The sequence below is a fragment of the Citrobacter tructae genome (assembly GCF_004684345.1).
Taxonomy (GTDB): Bacteria; Pseudomonadota; Gammaproteobacteria; order Enterobacterales; family Enterobacteriaceae; genus Citrobacter; species Citrobacter tructae.
Window position 1 is genome coordinate 594,338 of the sequence record NZ_CP038469.1, and the last position, 17,235, is coordinate 611,572.

General features: G+C 51.5%; 22 protein-coding genes. 14 read left to right on the plus strand and 8 right to left on the minus strand.

Features of this window, described 5'->3' with window-relative positions:
• Positions 1-108: 108 nt before the first annotated feature.
• The 6 genes from E4Z61_RS03420 (at position 109) to zinT (ending at position 5,601) form a co-directional block, all read left to right on the plus strand.
• Positions 109-1,695 carry an ABC transporter substrate-binding protein gene (locus E4Z61_RS03420; RefSeq protein WP_135321537.1) on the plus strand — a complete coding sequence of 529 codons (1,587 nt, stop codon included), beginning with the start codon at positions 109-111 and terminating at the stop codon, positions 1,693-1,695.
• The gene (locus tag E4Z61_RS03425) at positions 1,695-2,669 is read left to right on the plus strand and encodes an ABC transporter permease (RefSeq protein WP_135321538.1); all 975 of its coding nucleotides are present in this window, start codon (positions 1,695-1,697) and stop codon (positions 2,667-2,669) included. Before E4Z61_RS03420 ends, E4Z61_RS03425 begins: the two co-directional genes overlap by 1 nt.
• Complete coding sequence (locus E4Z61_RS03430) at positions 2,659-3,471, plus strand: ABC transporter permease (protein ID WP_135321539.1); 813 nt, start codon at positions 2,659-2,661, stop codon at positions 3,469-3,471. Before E4Z61_RS03425 ends, E4Z61_RS03430 begins: the two co-directional genes overlap by 11 nt.
• Positions 3,465-4,259, plus strand: a complete 795-nt coding sequence (locus tag E4Z61_RS03435) for an ATP-binding cassette domain-containing protein (protein ID WP_135321540.1) — start codon at positions 3,465-3,467, stop codon at positions 4,257-4,259. Before E4Z61_RS03430 ends, E4Z61_RS03435 begins: the two co-directional genes overlap by 7 nt.
• Positions 4,243-4,833, plus strand: coding sequence for an ATP-binding cassette domain-containing protein (locus tag E4Z61_RS03440; RefSeq protein WP_135321541.1), 591 nt, complete (start codon positions 4,243-4,245; stop codon positions 4,831-4,833). The genes E4Z61_RS03435 and E4Z61_RS03440 overlap by 17 nt, the downstream gene beginning before the upstream one ends.
• Before the next feature lie 156 nt (positions 4,834-4,989).
• Positions 4,990-5,601 carry a metal-binding protein ZinT gene (gene zinT / locus E4Z61_RS03445; protein WP_240703874.1) on the plus strand — a complete coding sequence of 204 codons (612 nt, stop codon included), beginning with the start codon at positions 4,990-4,992 and terminating at the stop codon, positions 5,599-5,601.
• A gap of 57 nt (positions 5,602-5,658) precedes the next feature.
• Here zinT and ycaC read toward each other — a convergent pair whose 3' ends face one another.
• Positions 5,659-6,285: an isochorismate family cysteine hydrolase YcaC gene (gene ycaC / locus E4Z61_RS03450; RefSeq protein ID WP_135321543.1), complete on the minus strand. Its 627-nt coding sequence runs from the start codon at positions 6,283-6,285 to the stop codon at positions 5,659-5,661.
• A gap of 259 nt (positions 6,286-6,544) precedes the next feature.
• Here ycaC and leuE point away from each other — a divergent pair, with 259 nt between their 5' ends.
• The 4 genes from leuE (at position 6,545) to E4Z61_RS03470 (ending at position 8,783) form a co-directional block, all read left to right on the plus strand.
• The gene (leuE, locus tag E4Z61_RS03455) at positions 6,545-7,183 is read left to right on the plus strand and encodes a leucine efflux protein LeuE (RefSeq protein ID WP_135321544.1); all 639 of its coding nucleotides are present in this window, start codon (positions 6,545-6,547) and stop codon (positions 7,181-7,183) included.
• Positions 7,184-7,358: 175 nt separating this feature from the next.
• Entirely contained in the window at positions 7,359-7,721 is a 363-nt protein-coding gene (yeaR, locus tag E4Z61_RS03460; RefSeq protein WP_045441926.1) for a DUF1971 domain-containing protein YeaR, read from the plus strand.
• A 3-nt stretch (positions 7,722-7,724) separates the two neighbouring features.
• The gene (locus E4Z61_RS03465; RefSeq protein ID WP_003030733.1) at positions 7,725-7,907 is read left to right on the plus strand and encodes a DUF1869 domain-containing protein; all 183 of its coding nucleotides are present in this window, start codon (positions 7,725-7,727) and stop codon (positions 7,905-7,907) included.
• 231 nt (positions 7,908-8,138) lie between these two features.
• Positions 8,139-8,783 carry a hypothetical protein gene (locus E4Z61_RS03470; protein ID WP_135321545.1) on the plus strand — a complete coding sequence of 215 codons (645 nt, stop codon included), beginning with the start codon at positions 8,139-8,141 and terminating at the stop codon, positions 8,781-8,783.
• 54 nt (positions 8,784-8,837) lie between these two features.
• Here the strand turns inward: E4Z61_RS03470 and fdhF are convergent, their stop codons facing one another.
• Positions 8,838-10,985, minus strand: a complete 2,148-nt coding sequence (gene fdhF / locus E4Z61_RS03475) for a formate dehydrogenase subunit alpha (RefSeq protein ID WP_135321546.1) — start codon at positions 10,983-10,985, stop codon at positions 8,838-8,840.
• 358 nt (positions 10,986-11,343) lie between these two features.
• On the opposite strand from fdhF, the gene E4Z61_RS03480 reads away from it, so the two are divergent.
• Positions 11,344-11,592, plus strand: coding sequence for a GlsB/YeaQ/YmgE family stress response membrane protein (locus E4Z61_RS03480; protein ID WP_135321547.1), 249 nt, complete (start codon positions 11,344-11,346; stop codon positions 11,590-11,592).
• Between the two features lie 51 nt (positions 11,593-11,643).
• Here the strand turns inward: E4Z61_RS03480 and yoaJ are convergent, their stop codons facing one another.
• The 3 genes from yoaJ to E4Z61_RS03495 are packed head-to-tail and all read right to left on the minus strand — an operon-like array spanning position 11,644 to position 12,892.
• The gene (yoaJ, locus tag E4Z61_RS03485; protein ID WP_099530266.1) at positions 11,644-11,718 is read right to left on the minus strand and encodes a protein YoaJ; all 75 of its coding nucleotides are present in this window, start codon (positions 11,716-11,718) and stop codon (positions 11,644-11,646) included.
• A gap of 2 nt (positions 11,719-11,720) precedes the next feature.
• Positions 11,721-11,819: a YoaK family small membrane protein gene (locus tag E4Z61_RS03490; protein WP_096757327.1), complete on the minus strand. Its 99-nt coding sequence runs from the start codon at positions 11,817-11,819 to the stop codon at positions 11,721-11,723.
• Positions 11,820-11,866: 47 nt separating this feature from the next.
• A complete protein-coding gene (locus E4Z61_RS03495) occupies positions 11,867-12,892 on the minus strand; it encodes a sensor domain-containing diguanylate cyclase (RefSeq protein ID WP_135321548.1) in 1,026 nt (341 codons plus the stop codon).
• A gap of 186 nt (positions 12,893-13,078) precedes the next feature.
• Between E4Z61_RS03495 and E4Z61_RS03500 the strand changes: the two genes are divergently transcribed.
• Positions 13,079-13,327, plus strand: a complete 249-nt coding sequence (locus E4Z61_RS03500; protein ID WP_135321549.1) for a putative hemolysin — start codon at positions 13,079-13,081, stop codon at positions 13,325-13,327.
• A 7-nt stretch (positions 13,328-13,334) separates the two neighbouring features.
• Here E4Z61_RS03500 and E4Z61_RS03505 read toward each other — a convergent pair whose 3' ends face one another.
• Positions 13,335-13,682, minus strand: a complete 348-nt coding sequence (locus tag E4Z61_RS03505) for a DUF488 domain-containing protein (RefSeq protein WP_135321550.1) — start codon at positions 13,680-13,682, stop codon at positions 13,335-13,337.
• A 198-nt stretch (positions 13,683-13,880) separates the two neighbouring features.
• Between E4Z61_RS03505 and E4Z61_RS03510 the strand changes: the two genes are divergently transcribed.
• Positions 13,881-14,588: a CTP synthase C-terminal region-related (seleno)protein gene (locus tag E4Z61_RS03510; RefSeq protein ID WP_135321551.1), complete on the plus strand. Its 708-nt coding sequence runs from the start codon at positions 13,881-13,883 to the stop codon at positions 14,586-14,588.
• A gap of 36 nt (positions 14,589-14,624) precedes the next feature.
• On the opposite strand, the gene E4Z61_RS03515 is transcribed toward E4Z61_RS03510, so the two are convergent.
• The gene (locus E4Z61_RS03515; RefSeq protein WP_135321552.1) at positions 14,625-15,812 is read right to left on the minus strand and encodes a CynX/NimT family MFS transporter; all 1,188 of its coding nucleotides are present in this window, start codon (positions 15,810-15,812) and stop codon (positions 14,625-14,627) included.
• Between the two features lie 99 nt (positions 15,813-15,911).
• On the opposite strand from E4Z61_RS03515, the gene E4Z61_RS03520 reads away from it, so the two are divergent.
• On the plus strand, positions 15,912-16,721 hold the full coding sequence (locus E4Z61_RS03520) for an AraC family transcriptional regulator (protein ID WP_135321553.1): 810 nt from the start codon (positions 15,912-15,914) through the stop codon (positions 16,719-16,721).
• Here the strand turns inward: E4Z61_RS03520 and E4Z61_RS03525 are convergent.
• Complete coding sequence (locus E4Z61_RS03525) at positions 16,678-17,124, minus strand: DUF441 domain-containing protein (RefSeq protein WP_042308914.1); 447 nt, start codon at positions 17,122-17,124, stop codon at positions 16,678-16,680. The two genes, E4Z61_RS03520 and E4Z61_RS03525, sit on opposite strands and share 44 nt — an antisense overlap.
• Between the last annotated feature and the right edge of the window lie 111 nt (positions 17,125-17,235).

Consider the following 17,235-nt stretch of genomic DNA (forward strand, 5'->3'; position numbering starts at 1 on the left):
ATCATTTTTTTCGTCAATGTGGTCCGCCATAATCCCTTCCCCAGGAGACCGTACAACGCATGCTTGTCGTTGTGTGGCATAAAAATAACGCAAAAGCGGGATAAGGTAATGATTAAAGGCAAGCTGGCACGGCTGACGTGTGCATTGACACTGGCATTTTCTTCCTCTCTTTTGGCTGCACAACCTGCGGCGGAAGGGCAGACGTTAAAGTTGGCTATTGGGCCAGAACCCACGGAAGGGTTTGACCCGATGCTGGGCTGGAGTCACGGCAGCTATCTGCTACTGCATGCGCCTTTATTAAAGCAAAATGCGGATATGAGTTGGGGAAACCTGCTGACGGAAAAGGTAGCGACCAGTGCAGATGGTAAAACCTGGACGTTAACGTTAAAACCCGACCTCAAATTCTCTGATGGATCCTCGCTCACGGCTGAAGATGTGGTGTTCACCTTCAACAAAGCCGCGACAAGCGGTGGGAAAATCGACATGGGGAATTTCACCCATGCGCGCCTGATAGATAGTCGCACGGTAGAAATGACGCTGCGCAGCCCGCAGAGTACGTTTGTGAACGTGCTGGGTTCGTTAGGTATTGTTCCGGCAAAACAATACGATGAAAAAACGTTTGCCAGAAATCCGATTGGCGCAGGCCCTTATCGACTGGTGAGTTTTCAACCGGGCCAACAGCTGATTGTAGAAGCTAACCCGTGGTATGCCGGTAAGAAAAATGATTTTAACCGGCTGGTGTTTGTCTTCCTGGACGAAGATAACGCTTACGCTGCCGCACGCAGTGGTCAACTGGGTCTGGTACGTATTGCGCCGTCCATGGCCGTTGCCCGTCAGCAAAACAATTTGAAACTGTGGGTTCGAAACAGCGTAGAGAATCGGGGGATCGTCTTCCCGATGGTACCGGCTGGCAAGAAAGATGCTAACGGTTATCCGGTAGGTAACGATATTACGGCCGATGTCGCCATCAGACGGGCCATTAACTACGCCATCGATCGTAAGCAACTTGCTGAGCAGGTTATGGAAGGTCACGCTATCCCTGCGTACAGCGCGGTTCAGGGGTTGCCATGGCAGGGGCCATCGGTTGCATTTAAAGATGGCGACGCTGAAAAAGCACGTACTCTTCTGGAGCAGGCTGGCTGGAAAGTCGGCCCGGATGGTGTGCGTGTAAAAGACGGCAAAGCGGCCCGCCTGACCTTATGGTATGCGAGCGGCGACAGCACACGTCGGGATTTAGCCGAAGCTGTGCGTGCAATGCTGGAACCTGTAGGCATTGCGGTATCACTGCAATCAGGAAGCTGGGAAACCGTTGAGCGCCATATGCATGCAAACCCAACACTGTTTGGTTGGGGGAGTTTAGATCCGATGGAGCTTTTCCATCACTACAGCGGGCAGGCAGCGGGCGTTGAGTATTACAACCCCGGTTATTACAGCAACCCTGTGATTGAACAACATCTGAAACATGCCGTTGATGCTGCGGACTGGCAAAAAGCGGTGCCTTTCTGGCAACAGGTTGAGTGGGATGGCAAGCAGGGTGCTGGTGTCCAGGGGGATGCAGCGTGGGCATGGTTGCTGAATATCCAGCACACCTATCTGGCCAATCCGTGCATTAATTTGGGTAAAGGTGCGCCGGAAATTCACGGCAGCTGGTCTCTGCTCAATAATCTTGATGAATGGACCTGGACCTGCCGTTGATGAAGTCTGTTTTGGGTCATTTTTTGCGGCTGATCGTGTTGTTAGTGCTGGTTGCGGCTGGCACTTTTATCTTGCTCAGTTTTTCGCCGGTCGATCCGATCCGTGCCTATATAGGCAACGATCTTCTGCATGTGCCACCGGAACAATATGCGCGCATCGCTGCCCGTTGGGGATTGGATCAGCCGCTGTGGGAACGTTTCGGACACTGGTTTGTACGCGTCTTGCAGGGCGATCTTGGGTATTCGATGCTGTTTAATGCGCCGGTTGCCAGCGTGATCAAAGAGCGTTTTGCTACCTCGTTCGCGCTGCTGAGTGGCGCATGGTTGCTATCGGGTTTGCTGGGCACGGCAATGGGGTTTGTTGCCGGGCGCTTTCTGAACCGCTGGCCGGATAAAATGATCTGCCGACTTAGCTATCTGCTCTCATCATTGCCGACCTTCTGGATTGGTATGCTGCTGCTGGCTGTGTTTGCGGTGCGCTGGCCGTTGCTGCCCGTCTGTTGTGCGTGGGAACCGGGTAATAGTGGTGATATGGCCACCTTCGTTGAGCGTCTGCGCCATCTGGTTCTCCCAGTATGTGCCCTCAGTTTATTGGGATTAGGGCAAATTACGCTCCATACCCGAGAAAGCATCGCCAGCGTGATGAAAAGCGAATTCGTCCGTTTTGCTCGCTCTCAGGGGGACAAGGGATGGTCATTGTTGCGCCACCAGGTCCTGCGTCATGCCATCACTCCGGCGTTGTGCCTGCAGTTCGCTTCACTTGGCGAACTGTTTGGTGGCGCATTGCTGGCGGAAAAAGTCTTTGCTTATCCCGGACTGGGGCAGGCCACTATCGATGCTGGATTGCGCGGCGATGTGCCATTACTGATGGGCATCGTCCTGTTCAGTACCGTGCTGGTGTTTATGGGCAACTCGCTCTCCTCCTGGTTAGTCCATGTTCTGAATCGAGCGGTGGAGCGTCCTGATGCTCTATAACCCAACCCCAACGTTAATTCGCCTGCTGCTGTCTGCGGGCGGTCTACTCTTCATCGCCCTATATGGTTCTGCCACGCTGGATAATGCGCTGAGCGTTAATCTGCTGGCCCGCCATCTGCCACCGGATGCGCAGCACTGGTTTGGTACGGATAACCTCGGACGCGATTTATGGGTCCGATGCTTTCAGGGGGCGTTAACCAGCCTGCAGATTGGTATCGGTGCGGCATTGTGTAGCGGGTTGATTGCCTTATTGATGGCGGCGGTTTCGCGTTTACATCCGCGTATGGATGTCCTGATGCGACTGGTCACCGACGCCATGCTGTCGATGCCGCATCTGCTGCTGCTTATTTTGATCTGTTTTACCCTTGGCGGCGGCAAAAGTGGGGTCGTGCTGGCGGTTGCGCTGACCCACTGGCCGCGTCTGGCCTTAATCCTGCGCGCTGAGGCGGAACGCGTCGCACACAGTGACTACCTGATGCTGACCCGACGGCTGGGACACGGTCATTTTTACTGCTGGCGCCATCACTATTTACCTGCGCTTTTGCCGCAATGGCTAACCGGTACGCTGTTGATGTTTCCGCACGCGGTGTTGCATAGCGCGGCGCTAAGTTTTCTTGGATTCGGGCTGGCGCAGCATGAACCGTCGCTAGGGCTGTTGCTGGCGGATGCGTTGCGATTTATCAGCCACGGTAACTGGTGGCTGGTGCTGTTTCCGGGGTTAATGCTGTTCAGCCTGGTAATGTTATTTGATCAGTTTGCCAGGGCGGTACATCGTTTGTGGTTGAGAGGTGATGCATGTTGAGTTTAAAGCAGGTCTCGCTGGACGTGGCGCGTTATCGCTGGTACGGCGCGAGAAAATGGTCATCGCTGCTACAGGATATATCTTTTGATATTGCGCCCGGTCAGATGGTGGCGTTAGTCGGCGGCAGCGGGGAAGGTAAGAGCCTGTTGTTGCAGTGCCTGCTCGACCTGTTACCTGAAAATCTGCGCGTTAAGGGCACGATAACTCTCGATGGAAAAACGATGGATCGCAATGACATCTGTGAATGTCGCGGCAATACCTTTAGTTATGTACCACAGGGCGTACAGGCGCTTAATCCACTGCTGACCATTGAAAAGCATTTAAAAAGAGCGAGCCAGCTCTCAGGTAAGCCCTGGGACGCAGGGGAAATGACACAACTGCTCCAGCGTAGCCAGCTGGATGCCAGCGTATTAGATGCCTTCCCGCGCCAGCTTTCCGGTGGGATGGCTAAACGTGTACTGGCGTGTCATGCGTCGCTCAGTCAGGCGCAGTATATCCTTGCCGACGAAATAACAGCCTGGCTTGATGCGCCATTGGCTAATCAGTTACTTGGGCATTTGCGCGGGCTTTGCGAGCAGGGACGCGGCGTGTTGTGGGTGACGCACGATCTCACGCTGGCTGCACGCCATGCGGATCGTATTGTCGCCCTGCATCAGGGACGGGTATCGGATAACGTGAGTCGTGAACAGTTGCTGCGTGGAGAAATCAGCGAACAGCTGCAGCGGCAATGGTGGGCGCTACCTGAAAGAAATCAACTTTTTGGAGAGCTAAATGCTGTGCTGTCGTGATGTTGTTATTCGCCAGGGCGGCAAGGTGCTGTGGCAAAATCTGACGTTATCGCTGGCTATCGGGGAACGTATGGGGATTTGCGCACCCAGCGGGACCGGGAAAACCACGCTGGGACGCGTGCTTGCCGGTTGGCAAAAGCCAACTTCCGGTGAAATTTTAGTCGATGATAAACCGTTACCGGTCGGGCAATATTGCCCGGTACAGCTGGTGCCGCAGCACCCTGAACTGACGTTCAACCCCTGGCGGACTACCGGTGATGCGGTGCGGGACGCCTGGCGGCCGGACGCAACAACGCTCTCCCGTTTGCATATCAACCCGGAATGGCTAACTCGCCGACCCGGACAGCTTTCCGGTGGTGAACTGGCGCGTATTGCACTGCTTCGTGCGCTTGACCCTCGCACGCGTTTTCTTATTGCCGATGAAATTACTGCCCAGCTTGACCCTTCTATTCAACTAGATATATGGGCTCTGCTGCTTGAAGAATGCCAGCGTCGCCCATTGGGGATGCTCATCATCAGCCATCAGCAGGCATTGCTTGATCAGATATGTTCGCGAATGCTGCCCTGTCCATAATTGTCCTTTCTCTGTGTTAATGGCTTATCGACGCGGTTGAATGTTGCATAACCGCGTTGATTAATTGGTTATGTTATATTATAACATTTAACTCGCAAACATATTGAGGATGGAATTTTGGCTATTCGTTTGGAAAAACTAGCAGTAGTTCTGGGGATGCTGTTCATCAGTAGTCAGGCGTTGGCTCATGGGCACCATTCCCACGGCGCGCCGATGACCGAAATTGAGCAAAAAGCGTCAGAGGGGGTTTTTGATAATAACAATGTAAAGGACAGGGCGCTGACCGACTGGGATGGAATGTGGCAGTCTGTCTACCCTTATCTGCTGAGCGGCGAACTGGATCCGGTATTTAAGAAAAAAGCCGAGAAGGATAAAAGTAAAACGGCGGAGGAGATTAAAGCTTATTACCGCAAAGGCTACGCCACTAATGTGGACACTATAGGCATCGAGAACGGTGTGATGGAGTTTCATACCGGCAATCAGGTTGCGTCGTGCAAATATGACTATGCAGGGTACAAAATATTGACCTACACGTCAGGCAAAAAGGGTGTGCGTTATCTGTTTGAGTGCAAAGAGGCAAACAGCAAAGCGCCGAAATATGTTCAATTTAGCGATCATATTATTGCGCCACGCAAATCGAGCCATTTTCACATCTTTATGGGAAATACGTCGCAGGCGGCTCTGCTTGAAGAGATGTATAACTGGCCAACCTATTATCCGTATCAGCTTAAGGCGGCAGCGGTTATTGACGAGATGCTGCATCATTAATTCATACCAGGCTGTATTAAACCCGCCGATAACGGCGGGTTACAGAACTCGCGGAAATTATTTTCCGGCAGCCAGCGTACTGTAACTGGTCATCAGGTTGCGGTAGTCAGGAATATGGTTAGAGAACAGAGTGCCCAATCCTTCAACGTCATTACGCCAGTCGCGGTGTAACTCGCAGGCCAGACCGAACCAGGTCATCAACTGTACGCCAGCAGACGACATACGGTTCCAGGCGGAGTCACGGGTCAGTGGGTTAAATGTACCGGAAGCATCGGTGACCACGAAAACGTCGAACCCAGCTTCAATGGCCGACAGCGCAGGGAACGCGACGCACACTTCGGTGACGACCCCAGCGATGATCAGCTGTTTCTTACCCGTCGCTTTAATCGCGTTGACAAAATCTTCGTTGTCCCAGGCGTTAATCTGCCCTGGACGTGCGATGTAGGGCGCGTCAGGAAACAGTGCTTTCAGCTCGGGTACCAGCGGGCCATTAGGACCAGTTTCAAAGCTGGTGGTCAAAATAGTTGGTAATTTGAAGTACTTCGCCAGATCGGCCAGCGCCAGCACGTTATTTTTAAACTTGTCGGGATCAATGTCACGAACCAGCGACAGCAAACCCGCCTGGTGATCGACCAACAGTACGGCTGCCTGATCTTTATCAACACGTTTATAAGCAATAGTCATTTTTCTTTCTCCAGGTGATGAGAGGGTGTCTTGAGGGTTAAATCTATTGATAAACAGTAGTGGCAATCCGGGATATTGGGTAGTCGCAAAAATGAGTTTCATCGTTGCAAATCTGGAACGAAAATTATTTATGGCGTGCAGTTTGGCGCTATAAAGAGTGAAAGTGCTTCCTGGCCTTATTTCCCTTTCCATCAGACGATGCATTCGTTAGCATATTGTCTCGCAGCAAGTGCATGTGTTTTATCAGGAAGAGGTTAACGTGTTCGCAGAGTATGGAGTTCTGAATTACTGGACGTATTTGGTGGGGGCTATTTTTATTGTGCTGGTACCGGGGCCAAATACGATATTTGTGCTGAAGAACAGCGTCGGGCGAGGGGTGAAGGGCGGTTATCTTGCCGCATGCGGCGTGTTTATCGGCGATGCTGTGCTGATGTTTTTGGCCTACGCAGGCGTTGCCGCATTGATCAAAACAACGCCAGTACTGTTCAATATTGTGCGTTATCTTGGTGCTTTTTATCTGCTGTATCTCGGTGCGAAAATCCTTTATGCAACATTGAAATCGAAAGCAAGCGATGCTGCCGCAGAGGAAGTTCCGTTTGGCGCAATTTTTAAACGTGCGTTAATTTTGAGCCTGACCAACCCGAAAGCCATCCTGTTTTATGTGTCATTTTTCGTTCAATTTATTGATGTCAATGCAGCACACTCAGGACTGTCGTTCTTTATTTTGGCCATTACGCTTGAAGTGGTGAGCTTTTTCTACCTGAGCTTCCTTATTTTCTCAGGTGCTTTTGTTACGCAGTATATCCGCACGAAGAAGAAACTGGCGAAGGTGGGCAATTCCCTTATCGGTTTAATTTTTGTTGGTTTTGCTGCTCGTCTGGCGACGCTTCAGTCGTAACGCCACTGGCCCGCTCATGGCGGCGGGTCTTCAGTTTTTCCCGATTCTTTTCATTGTCAGTCTGTAAGAACAATAACCAATAAATGGTATTTTAAATGTATATTTTGAGGCGTACCCTGTTCACAGCAGCGGTTCAATAAGACTCGCTGGTTGTCGACTGGAAAAGGGAAGAAAGATGCTTCAAATTCCACAAAATCACATTCATACACGCTCAACTCCGTTCTGGAACAAAGAAACTGCGCCTGCCGGAATTTTCGAACGCCACCTTGATAAAGGAACCCGTGCCGGGGTTTATCCTCGACTTTCGGTTATGCAGGGGGCGGTCAAATATCTCGGATTCGCAGATGAACACAGCCCGGAGCCTGAAGAGGTGATGATTATTGAAGCCGGTCAGTTTGGCGTTTTTCCACCGGAAAAATGGCATAACATTGAAGTGATGACCGATGACACCTACTTTAATATCGATTTTTTCGTTGCGCCTGAAGTCCTGATGGAGAGTGCTAATCAACGAAAAGTCGTGCGTACCGGCAAGGAGTAAATCATGGGTAAAGCAACCTATACTGTTACCGTGACCAATAACAGCAATGGCGTTTCAGTTGATTATGAAACTGAAGCACCAATGACGCTGCTGATCCCCGACGTGGCAGCCGAAGTGGTCAAAGATCTGGTGAATACTGTACGTTCCTACGATACCGAAAATGAGCATGAAGTCTGCGGCTGGTAACACCATGTTCACTTTTATTCTTTGAATTTATTAGATTTTCAATGCAAGCCGCATTGCGTTACGACAGCGCAATGCGGCTTTTTTATTGGCTGAACGTGTAGGTTTTGTTGTGCGCAAAGTCCGGAAAAAGAATTCTTAAGAATACCTTAAGAACATCGCATTCATTGCTAATAGCCAACCATTCACAGGGGTTATGATCGCAGCACAGTAACAATACAGAACATCGCGCTTATGAAATTGAATACCCAACTTACATTACCAACACTCATTCTTGGACTGGTCATCGTGGCGATCCCGTTCACCGCGAACTGGAATCTTCCTCTGCTAAACGGTACCGTCGTCAGATGGATTGAAAATGGGCAGGCGCTCTGGCTGCTATTCGGGGCAGTGTTCACCTTCTGTTATATTCGACCTTTATCACGTCCTGAAGGCGAGAAACAATTTTGGCTTTGGGCGGCAGTTTGGTGGCTGGTATTACTGGGCAGAAGCACCAGTTGGGGCCGTGATTATTTCCCTGAGCAGCCTAAAATTCTGTTCAGATCCATCTCAGTCGTGTTAATTGCCATGATTATTCTGCCGGTGTTACTGTCGAAACGCTTGCGGCAGGATATTGCACGTCGCGTACGCAATGAGCCGCTACCACTCTGGTTGCTGGCGATCACTGCCGGCGCATTTTTGATTTCTGACACCGTCGAGCATCACCGTCTGTTGGCGCCACTGTTTCTGCATAATGCCCATTATGGCGATCTTATTGAAGAGTTGTATGAACTGCCGTTTATGGCGGGATTGTTTCTGATAAACCTTGGTTTTATGCAGCGGGACAAGCAGGAAGAGTATTCGACTGTTCACGTCGGCGAACCGCAGTTGGCCGATTGAGATAAAACGCAGCCTGAGTCCGCGATACAAGACTCAGGCTGCGGTGGTTGTTGCTTACGCAATGGCCTCACATAAACGTGATTTCATCTCGCTGTACGATTGTGCAGCATACTTCTCCGCCCAGCCTTGATCGGTAATGTGTTCGATATTCACCGCGCAATACTTTGTTTCCGGTGTTTTCGATATCGGATCGAGGTTATCCTGGGTGAGCTCGTTACATGCGCCAATCCACCACTGATAGGTCATATATACCGTTCCGCTATTGATACGCTCGGAGACATCGGCACGGCTGATCACTTTCCCGCGACGCGAACTCACCCATACCAGATCGCGATGACGGATCCCCAGTTTGGCTGCATCCTGAGTATTGATCTGCACATAGCCCGGTTCATCTGCCAGCGCCTGCAGCGCCGCACAGTTGCCGGTCATGGAACGACAGGAGTAATGCCCCACTTCGCGCACGGTACAGAGCACCATCGGATATTCTTCATCAGGTATTTCCGCAGGCGCACGCCATTGCGCGGCAAACAGTTTGCCTTTGCCGTTGGCAGTATCAAACTGGCTGTGGGCATAAAGATACGGTGTGCCTGGGTGATCGAGATCCGGACAAGGCCACTGAATATGGCCCATATCGCCCATTTTTTCGTAGGTTACGCCGTAGAACAGCGGGCACAACTCGCGCATTTCATCCCAGATTTGCTGGTTGTTTTGATACTGCATCGGATAGCCCATTTCGGTTGCCAGCAGGCTGATAATCTCCCAGTCGCGTTTCACATCCCCGGTGGGGTCGATCGCTTTCTCAAAACGCTGGAAACCGCGATCGGCGCAGGTAAAGACACCGCCGTGTTCACCCCATGAGGTCGCTGGCAGGATAACGTCGGCCATTTCTGCGGTCTTGGTCATGAAGATATCCTGCACCACGATAAAATCGAGCGCGTTGAACCCCTCACGAACCAGACCCAAATCGGCTTCGGTCTGCAGCGGATCTTCTCCCATGATGTAGTAGGCTTTAACTTTGCCTTCTATGGCCAGATGGGGAACTTCTGTGATGCGCGTGCCGACCTTGTCATCCATCAGGTTGACATCAATCCCCCAGGCTTTGGCAAATTTCTCCCGAACCGCAGGGTCGGTGACGTCCTGATAACCCGGAAACTGATTGGGGAGAACGCCCATGTCGCATGCGCCCTGCACATTATTCTGTCCGCGTACTGGACCTACGCCGACGTTAGGTCGCCCCAAATTCCCGGTCAGTAGGGCAAGGCTCGATAAACCACGCACGACGTCGACAGCCTGTCCAAACTGCGTCACGCCCATTCCCCACATTACCGTGGCGGAAGGTGCGGCGGCAAAGGTGCGCATTGCCTGTCGCACCTGCTGAGCGGTAACCCCGGTAAGATGTTCAACGGCTTCTGGCGCATAGTCCTTTACGGTTTCCCAGTAGGTTTCCAGGCCTTCGACGTGTTTTTGCACATATTCACGATCGTAGAGTTGCTCTTCAATTAGCACGTGGCCAAAGGCGTTGACCAGCGCCATATTACAGCCATTTTTTAATTGCAGATGCTGGTCAGCAATGCGCGCTGTTTCAATGCGGCGGGGATCGCAGACAATGATTTTAGCGCCATTTTGGCGAGCCTTGATGACCCGGCGGGCGACAATCGGATGAGAGTCCGCGCAGTTATAGCCAAAGATAAGCAGGCATTTGGAGTTTTCAATGTCGCTGATGGAGTTACTCATTGCGCCATTGCCTAAGGTTTCCTGCAAGCCAGCAACGGAAGGGCCGTGACATACGCGGGCACAGCAATCAACATTGTTGGTGTTGAGTACACCACGCGCAAATTTTTGCATCACGTAGTTGGTCTCATTCCCTGTTCCACGGGAAGAGCCTGTCGTCATGATGGCCCGAGGACCAAAGGTGTTTTTGATGTCGGATAAGCGTTTTGCGGTGTAACGAATGGCCTCATCCCAACTGACGGGTGTGAATTTCCCCCCTTTTTCATAACGGATCAGCGGGCGAGTCAGACGGGGCGTCAGGAGCCTCGTGTCGTTAAGAAAATCCCAACCATAGTAGCCTTTCAGGCATAACTGATTTTGGTTCGTTACACCCTCTGCGGCTTCGGCGCGGATGATTTTGTTATTTTCAACAACAAGCTTGAGCTTGCACCCAGCCCCACAGTACGGGCATACACTGGTGATTTTTTTCATCAATAACAGACCTGTTAAATGCTGAAATAGCGCGAATTGTAGACGCAGCCACGTGAACATGTCATGGGCTACGATGTGTCGTAGTGACGGGCGGTTAAAGCATAAAGTGTGCCAGAAGTGAAAACGCAGTTACGGCAGGGTTTGGCGATAAAATTGATCGCATAGTGACTGACGAAACGACATTAATGACGATAAACGTCAGAAAAAATCGCCTTTTGGGGAGGATTAATCCCATGAAACATCAGAAAAAGATGAAAATACAAAGTGATGGTGATCACAAATTTTAATTTTTCAGGTCTATGCTATGCTTTTACACAGCGAGTAAATCGTTCACGTAAAAACATAAGTGAGGAAACAAATGGGCATACTTTCATGGATTATTTTCGGTCTTATCGCAGGGATTTTGGCAAAATGGATTATGCCAGGTAAAGATGGCGGCGGATTCTTTATGACCATTATTTTAGGGGTTATCGGTGCTGTCGTTGGTGGCTGGATCAGTACATTGTTTGGCTTTGGTAAAGTTGATGGTTTCAACTTTGGCAGTTTTGTCGTGGCGATTATCGGTGCGATCGTTGTTCTGTTTATCTACAGAAAAGTCAAAAGCTAGATAAAAACGTATGCTGAATAGAGGCCACTTTGCGTGGCCTTCATTTTTTTGTTACCACCAACCCAATTCGGTTCCCAGCACCACAATGATGGCGACACCAATCATAATGAGCGTTGTTTTTTTCATTCTTATGCTCCCGGCGCGGCATAGCCGCCAATAAAGAACCAGGATAAGAAAACAACAGCGGAAATGAAGATAATGACAGGAAAAATAATACCAATCCGCATGGTTTCACCAGCCAACGTTATTTAAAGATAAACCAGAATAACAGGGCTTAATGTGTGACAAAAGTGGTTTTGTCCTGACGCTTTTTATCCCGATACATCGCGCTGTCCGCATCATGAAGCGCACAGTGTAAATCCGTTTCTCGCGGATCGACTTCAATAACGCCCAGGCTGGCACCAGGATAAAACAGACAGATTGCGCCTAGCTGATAGTCCCCGCATATTTGCTGTTGCAACTGCTTTTTCACGCTCTGCAGGCGCGCGTGCCGATCGGTTTCGCTCGGTTGCGACAGGCCAGCAACCAAAAATTCGTCGCCGCCCAGACGTCCGAGAATATCATTTTCACGACATCCACGGCGTAAACGTTGACCCACCTGGATCAGGAACTGATCGCCAACTTTATGGCCAAAACGGTCATTGATCAGCTTGAAATCATCTAAATCGATATAGGCGAGGATGATCTTTTGTTGCACATGTCGGGCAAGAGAGAAGAGTGTTTCCATATTTTCAAAAATTGCCCGACGATTCGGTAATCCGGTAAGTGCGTCAGTGTAGGAATGTGCAATCAACGCAGCATTCGCTTGACGTAATTGCGCAACCAGAGACTCTTTTTGAATAGACTGCGCGATCAGACCTGCAAACAGATGCAGGACCTGTTCTCCTCGCTGGCTCAACGCCTGCTGCTGTCGACTGGTAGCACAAAGTGTGCCGTAGAACGTACCATCAGGCAGATGAACCGGCGTGCTTAAAAAAGTGGTAATTTCCAGTGCGCGTGCGGCGGTGCAGTCTGGCCAGCGGGCGGGGACATTATCACTGTACAGGCAGTTTTCTTCGATTGCGCGTTTGCACAATGTCTCATCCCACGGTACCGAGAGCCCTTCAGGGATCTGCATCTGCCGACTGTTACGGGCATACAGAATATGCTGCAGGCGGGCATCTAAATCGACTTTGGTTAAATAAGTCGACTCCATGTCAGTTACCACCTCCAGCATCTCCAGAAGTTGCCGAACCAGACTTTCAACAGACTGATCGGTGGCTAATGATTGTGAGACTCTGGCGAGGATCATGTCTGGCATGAGATGTAAATACTCCTGAGTGGTAACAATAGCGGTGATGTCAGCATGATAAAACATCACTGTGAAAGATGAAACACGCCGTGTTGCTCAAAATGTAAACGTGAAATAAAAACACATTAGTAAAACATGGAGATACGCGGGCAGTCGGGGTAATCTGCCGTAATAACATTATTAGCAGGAGTGGTCATGAAATCTGTGTTTATTGTGTTGTCAGGCATACTAATGCTGGCGGGATGTTCGACGCAACCTGATGCGCCAATGCCACCGAAAGTGGGGATGGCGAATCCGGCATCCGTCTATTGTCAGCAAAAGGGGGGATCGTTGATTGCGGTGCAAACGCCGCAAGGCGTACGTTCTGACTGCAAACTCCCTGGTGGGGAAGTGATTGACGAATGGACGCTGTGGCGCAGAGATCACCCGGCTAAAGGCCAGTGATTACCTGTCACCATTGACGTAACCACTCAGCCAGCACGAGGGCGTGGTTTTGCTGCGTATTTTTTGCTGCATACAGCAGCGTAACGGTCTGCTGACGTGCGATGTCAGCAAGCCGTTTCCCTTCCTGCTGCTGCTGCGAGAGTTCTGCGCGGTATTGCTCTGAGAAATTTTTGAAATCAATGAGTTCAGCGTGGAATGCTTTACGTAGTTCGGATGAGGGCGTGAGGGCTTTGTTCCACTCATCGACATTCAGATCGGTTTTTTTTACCCCGCGAGGCCACAGTCTGTCGACCAGAACGCGATAACCATCACTTTGTTCCGCCGGGTCATACACGCGTTTACACTGAATATTCATGTCTCAATCCGCTCCATTAGGTCACCGAACGGAGACTCGTCAACGTCTTCATTGCGGCTAAATAAGTTTGCAAAACGTGGCCATTGTAGCATTTTACCTGTACTGACTCCCAATTTAAGGGATTGTGAAAACAACAAAATATCGGTAGGGTGAGGCTCCTTATGTTGTCCCTTATTGTCTGGACACAAGGATACTCTCATGGATATTTCCCCTGTAAAAAATACGCTTCGCATTGCGCTGGTCGGCGATTATAACCCCGACATTGTCGCGCACCAGGCGATTCCTCTTGCCATCGATGACGCTGCTGCCGTGCTGGAATTAATGGCGGATTATGACTGGCTAACCACACCAGATATTAGCAGCGGTGAGGACCTGGTTGGCTATGATGCTGTCTGGGTGGTGCCCGGCAGTCCGTATCAACATACTGAAGGTGCGCTGACGGCGATTCGTTATGCCCGTGAAAATAGTATTCCCTTCCTCGGCACCTGCGGTGGTTTTCAGCATGCCATCCTCGAATATGCCCGCAACGTGATGGGCTGGCACGATGCCGCACACGCAGAAACGGATACAGAAGGCCGCATGGTGATTGCGTCGTTGAGCTGCTCGCTGGTAGAAAAAACGGACGATATCGAACTGCGGGCGAATACGCTGATCGCCAAAGCTTACGGGCAGGAGGTGATATCTGAAGGCTATCACTGCAACTACGGCGTGTCGGCAGCCTTTGCCACCGAACTTGAACGCGGTGATTTACGCGTGACGGGCTGGGATGAAGCGGGGGATATTCGCGCCATTGAACTGGTGACGCATCCTTTTTATGTTGCCACGCTTTTTCAGCATGAGCGCGCGGCACTGGCGGGAAAACCCGCTCCGCTTGTTCAGGCGATGTTGCGCGCGGCGCGCGGATAAAAAACGGGCAGGTTTATACTATGCCTGCCCGCTAGCTTATGGCGTGGTTATCTCACGGTTACGTCCGGCATAAAGGCCGAATACGGCCATCAGCGTGGCTAACAGGGCGACGGCAGTCAACGGTATCTGCCAGCTTCCGTTGAGGTCATGAATCTTGCCCATTAACGGAGGTCCACACGCCGCCAGTAAATATCCTACCGACTGCGCCATACCTGACAGCGCGGCAGCCTGGTGTGCAGAGTTGGCGCGAAGCCCGATGAACGTCAGTCCAAGGATCATCGTCGCACCTGAGCCAAAGCCAAACAAAATCGTCCACAGCACGGCCTGGTTGGGCAACAGCCAGAAGCCTGCGGCTGCAATTGCACACATCATCGAGACCAGTGCAGCGATGGCGCGCTGATCCTTAAATTTAAACAAGATTAAGGGGATCAATAAGCCAGGTATGGCAGTAGCGAGTTGCAGTAAACCGTGCAGCGATCCGGCCTGCGCCTCGCTGTAGCCATGACTAATTAAAATGGCGGGCAGCCAGCCGATAATCACGTAATAAACGAGTGAGTTGATCCCCAAAAACAGCGTCACCTGCCAGGCGAGGCTGGAGCGCCAAATTGCGCGGGAATGCAGAGCGCGCGAGTTACTTATCGTGGCATGGGCCGTATGGCGGTACTGCGGTAGCCAGATAAACAGCGCCAGCAGTGGAAAAACTATCAACATCATCAACGCACCGCGCCAGCCAAATCCGTTTAGCGCCAGTGGTACCACGATCGCTGAACCAATGGCGGCCGCTGCCCCCATCGTCAGCGAGTACGCCCCGGTGAGTTTTGCCACATGCTGCGAAAAATCGCGCTTAATCAACCCTGGGAGCAGCACGTTGCCTAATGCTATCCCACAGCCAATGACGGTAGTTCCAGCAAACAGGAACAGCGGTGAGGGTAACGATCGTATGGCGATACCGGCGCAAATCAGCAGCATGGCAGCAAACAGGCTGCGTTCAATACCCCATCGGCGGGCAACGCCTGCCGCGAGGGGGGAAACTAACGCGAAGGCCAGCAACGGCAGGGTGGTCAGAAGTCCTGTCTGGGCGGTTGTCAGTGCGTAATCCGCGCGAATCGCATCCAGTAGTGGTGCTGCACCCGTAAAAGTGACGCGTAGTGTAGTGGCGATCATAAGGATACCCGCAATCAGCAAAGCACCTTGTTTGCCGCGGGGGGAAGGGGAATATGTCATCTTTTTCTCTTATCGTCAGGCGAGGCGATACCTTACCGTTTTTACACTATGGATGAATCAAGCTAAAATGACAGATTATCGCTAAAATCGGACAACGTTATGCTGGGACTGAGGCTGGATGGGTATGAGCCGGATCGTTATCACGATGCTGCTGTGGCTTTTTGCATTCAGGCCCGGGAAGATGAACTCTTCAGCCCGCTGCATCAGCACCGTAAAGGGCAGCTGATTCTTGCGCTGCATGGCGCTATTACCTGTGAAGTTGAGCACGCCATGTGGATGGTGCCGCCGGAGTACGCAGTTTGGATCCCCGGTGAAATTCCCCACAGTAATCACGTCACCGTTGGCGCTGAGCTGTGTTTTTTGTTTATTGAACCGCAGGCGGTGGTGATGCCCGAGCGTTGCTGCACGCTGAAAATATCGCCACTATGCCGGGAGCTTATTCTTTCACTGGCGACAAGAACGGATGCCCAACGGCTGGAGCCACCGACACAGCGGCTGACGCAGGTGTTGTTTGATGAGCTCCCGCAACAGCCGCAGGAGCAGATGCAGTTGCCGGTTTCCGATCATCCCAAAATTCGCAAGATGGTCGCAACGATGGCGCAGGAGCCCGCGCAATGGCAGACCTTAGGTCAGTGGGCCAGCGTGTTTGCGATGAGTGAACGTAATCTTGCCCGGCTGGTGGTGAAAGAGACCGGGCTGAGTTTTCGCCGCTGGCGTCATCAGCTGCAGCTGATTCTGGCGCTACAGGCGCTGGTGGATGGCCGCAATGTACAACAGGTGGCCCATATGCTGGGTTACGATTCGACGACCGCATTTATCACCATGTTCAAAAAAGGCCTGGGGCAGACGCCAGGCCGTTATCTGGCTACTGCTTCCCAACAATCAGCGAGACCAGACCCGCAGCAATGAGCGGCCCCACAGGAACACCGCGAAACAGCGCGACACCCAACACCGTACCGACCAGCAAACCAGCGACCAACTGCGGCTGACTGCCCATCAGCGTGACACCGCGTCCGCCCAGCCAGGAGACGACAACACCGACAGCAATGGCGACCAGCGACTTCCAGTTCACGAAGGAGTGAATGAGCGTGGAGGGCGGTAGGGTTCCGCTGGCGATTGGTGCCATCACACCAATGGTCAGGATAATAATCCCGACGGTCAGACCCTGTTTTTCAATCCACGGGAAAAAAGTATTCAGTGGGGTGACACGGACAATGATCAGCACCAGAATTGAAACAGCGACAGTGGTGTTGTGGCTGACAAAGCCCAGAGCTGCCAGTCCGAGCAGGATCAGCAGAGTGACATCAAACATCGTAGTTTCCTTGCCAAAAAAAGATAAGCCTGCTTACTGTACGCGTAAACGCGTGGTGGAACAGGCTTTTTTTAATGATAAAGACGTTTTTTGGGCGAACGCATAATGCTG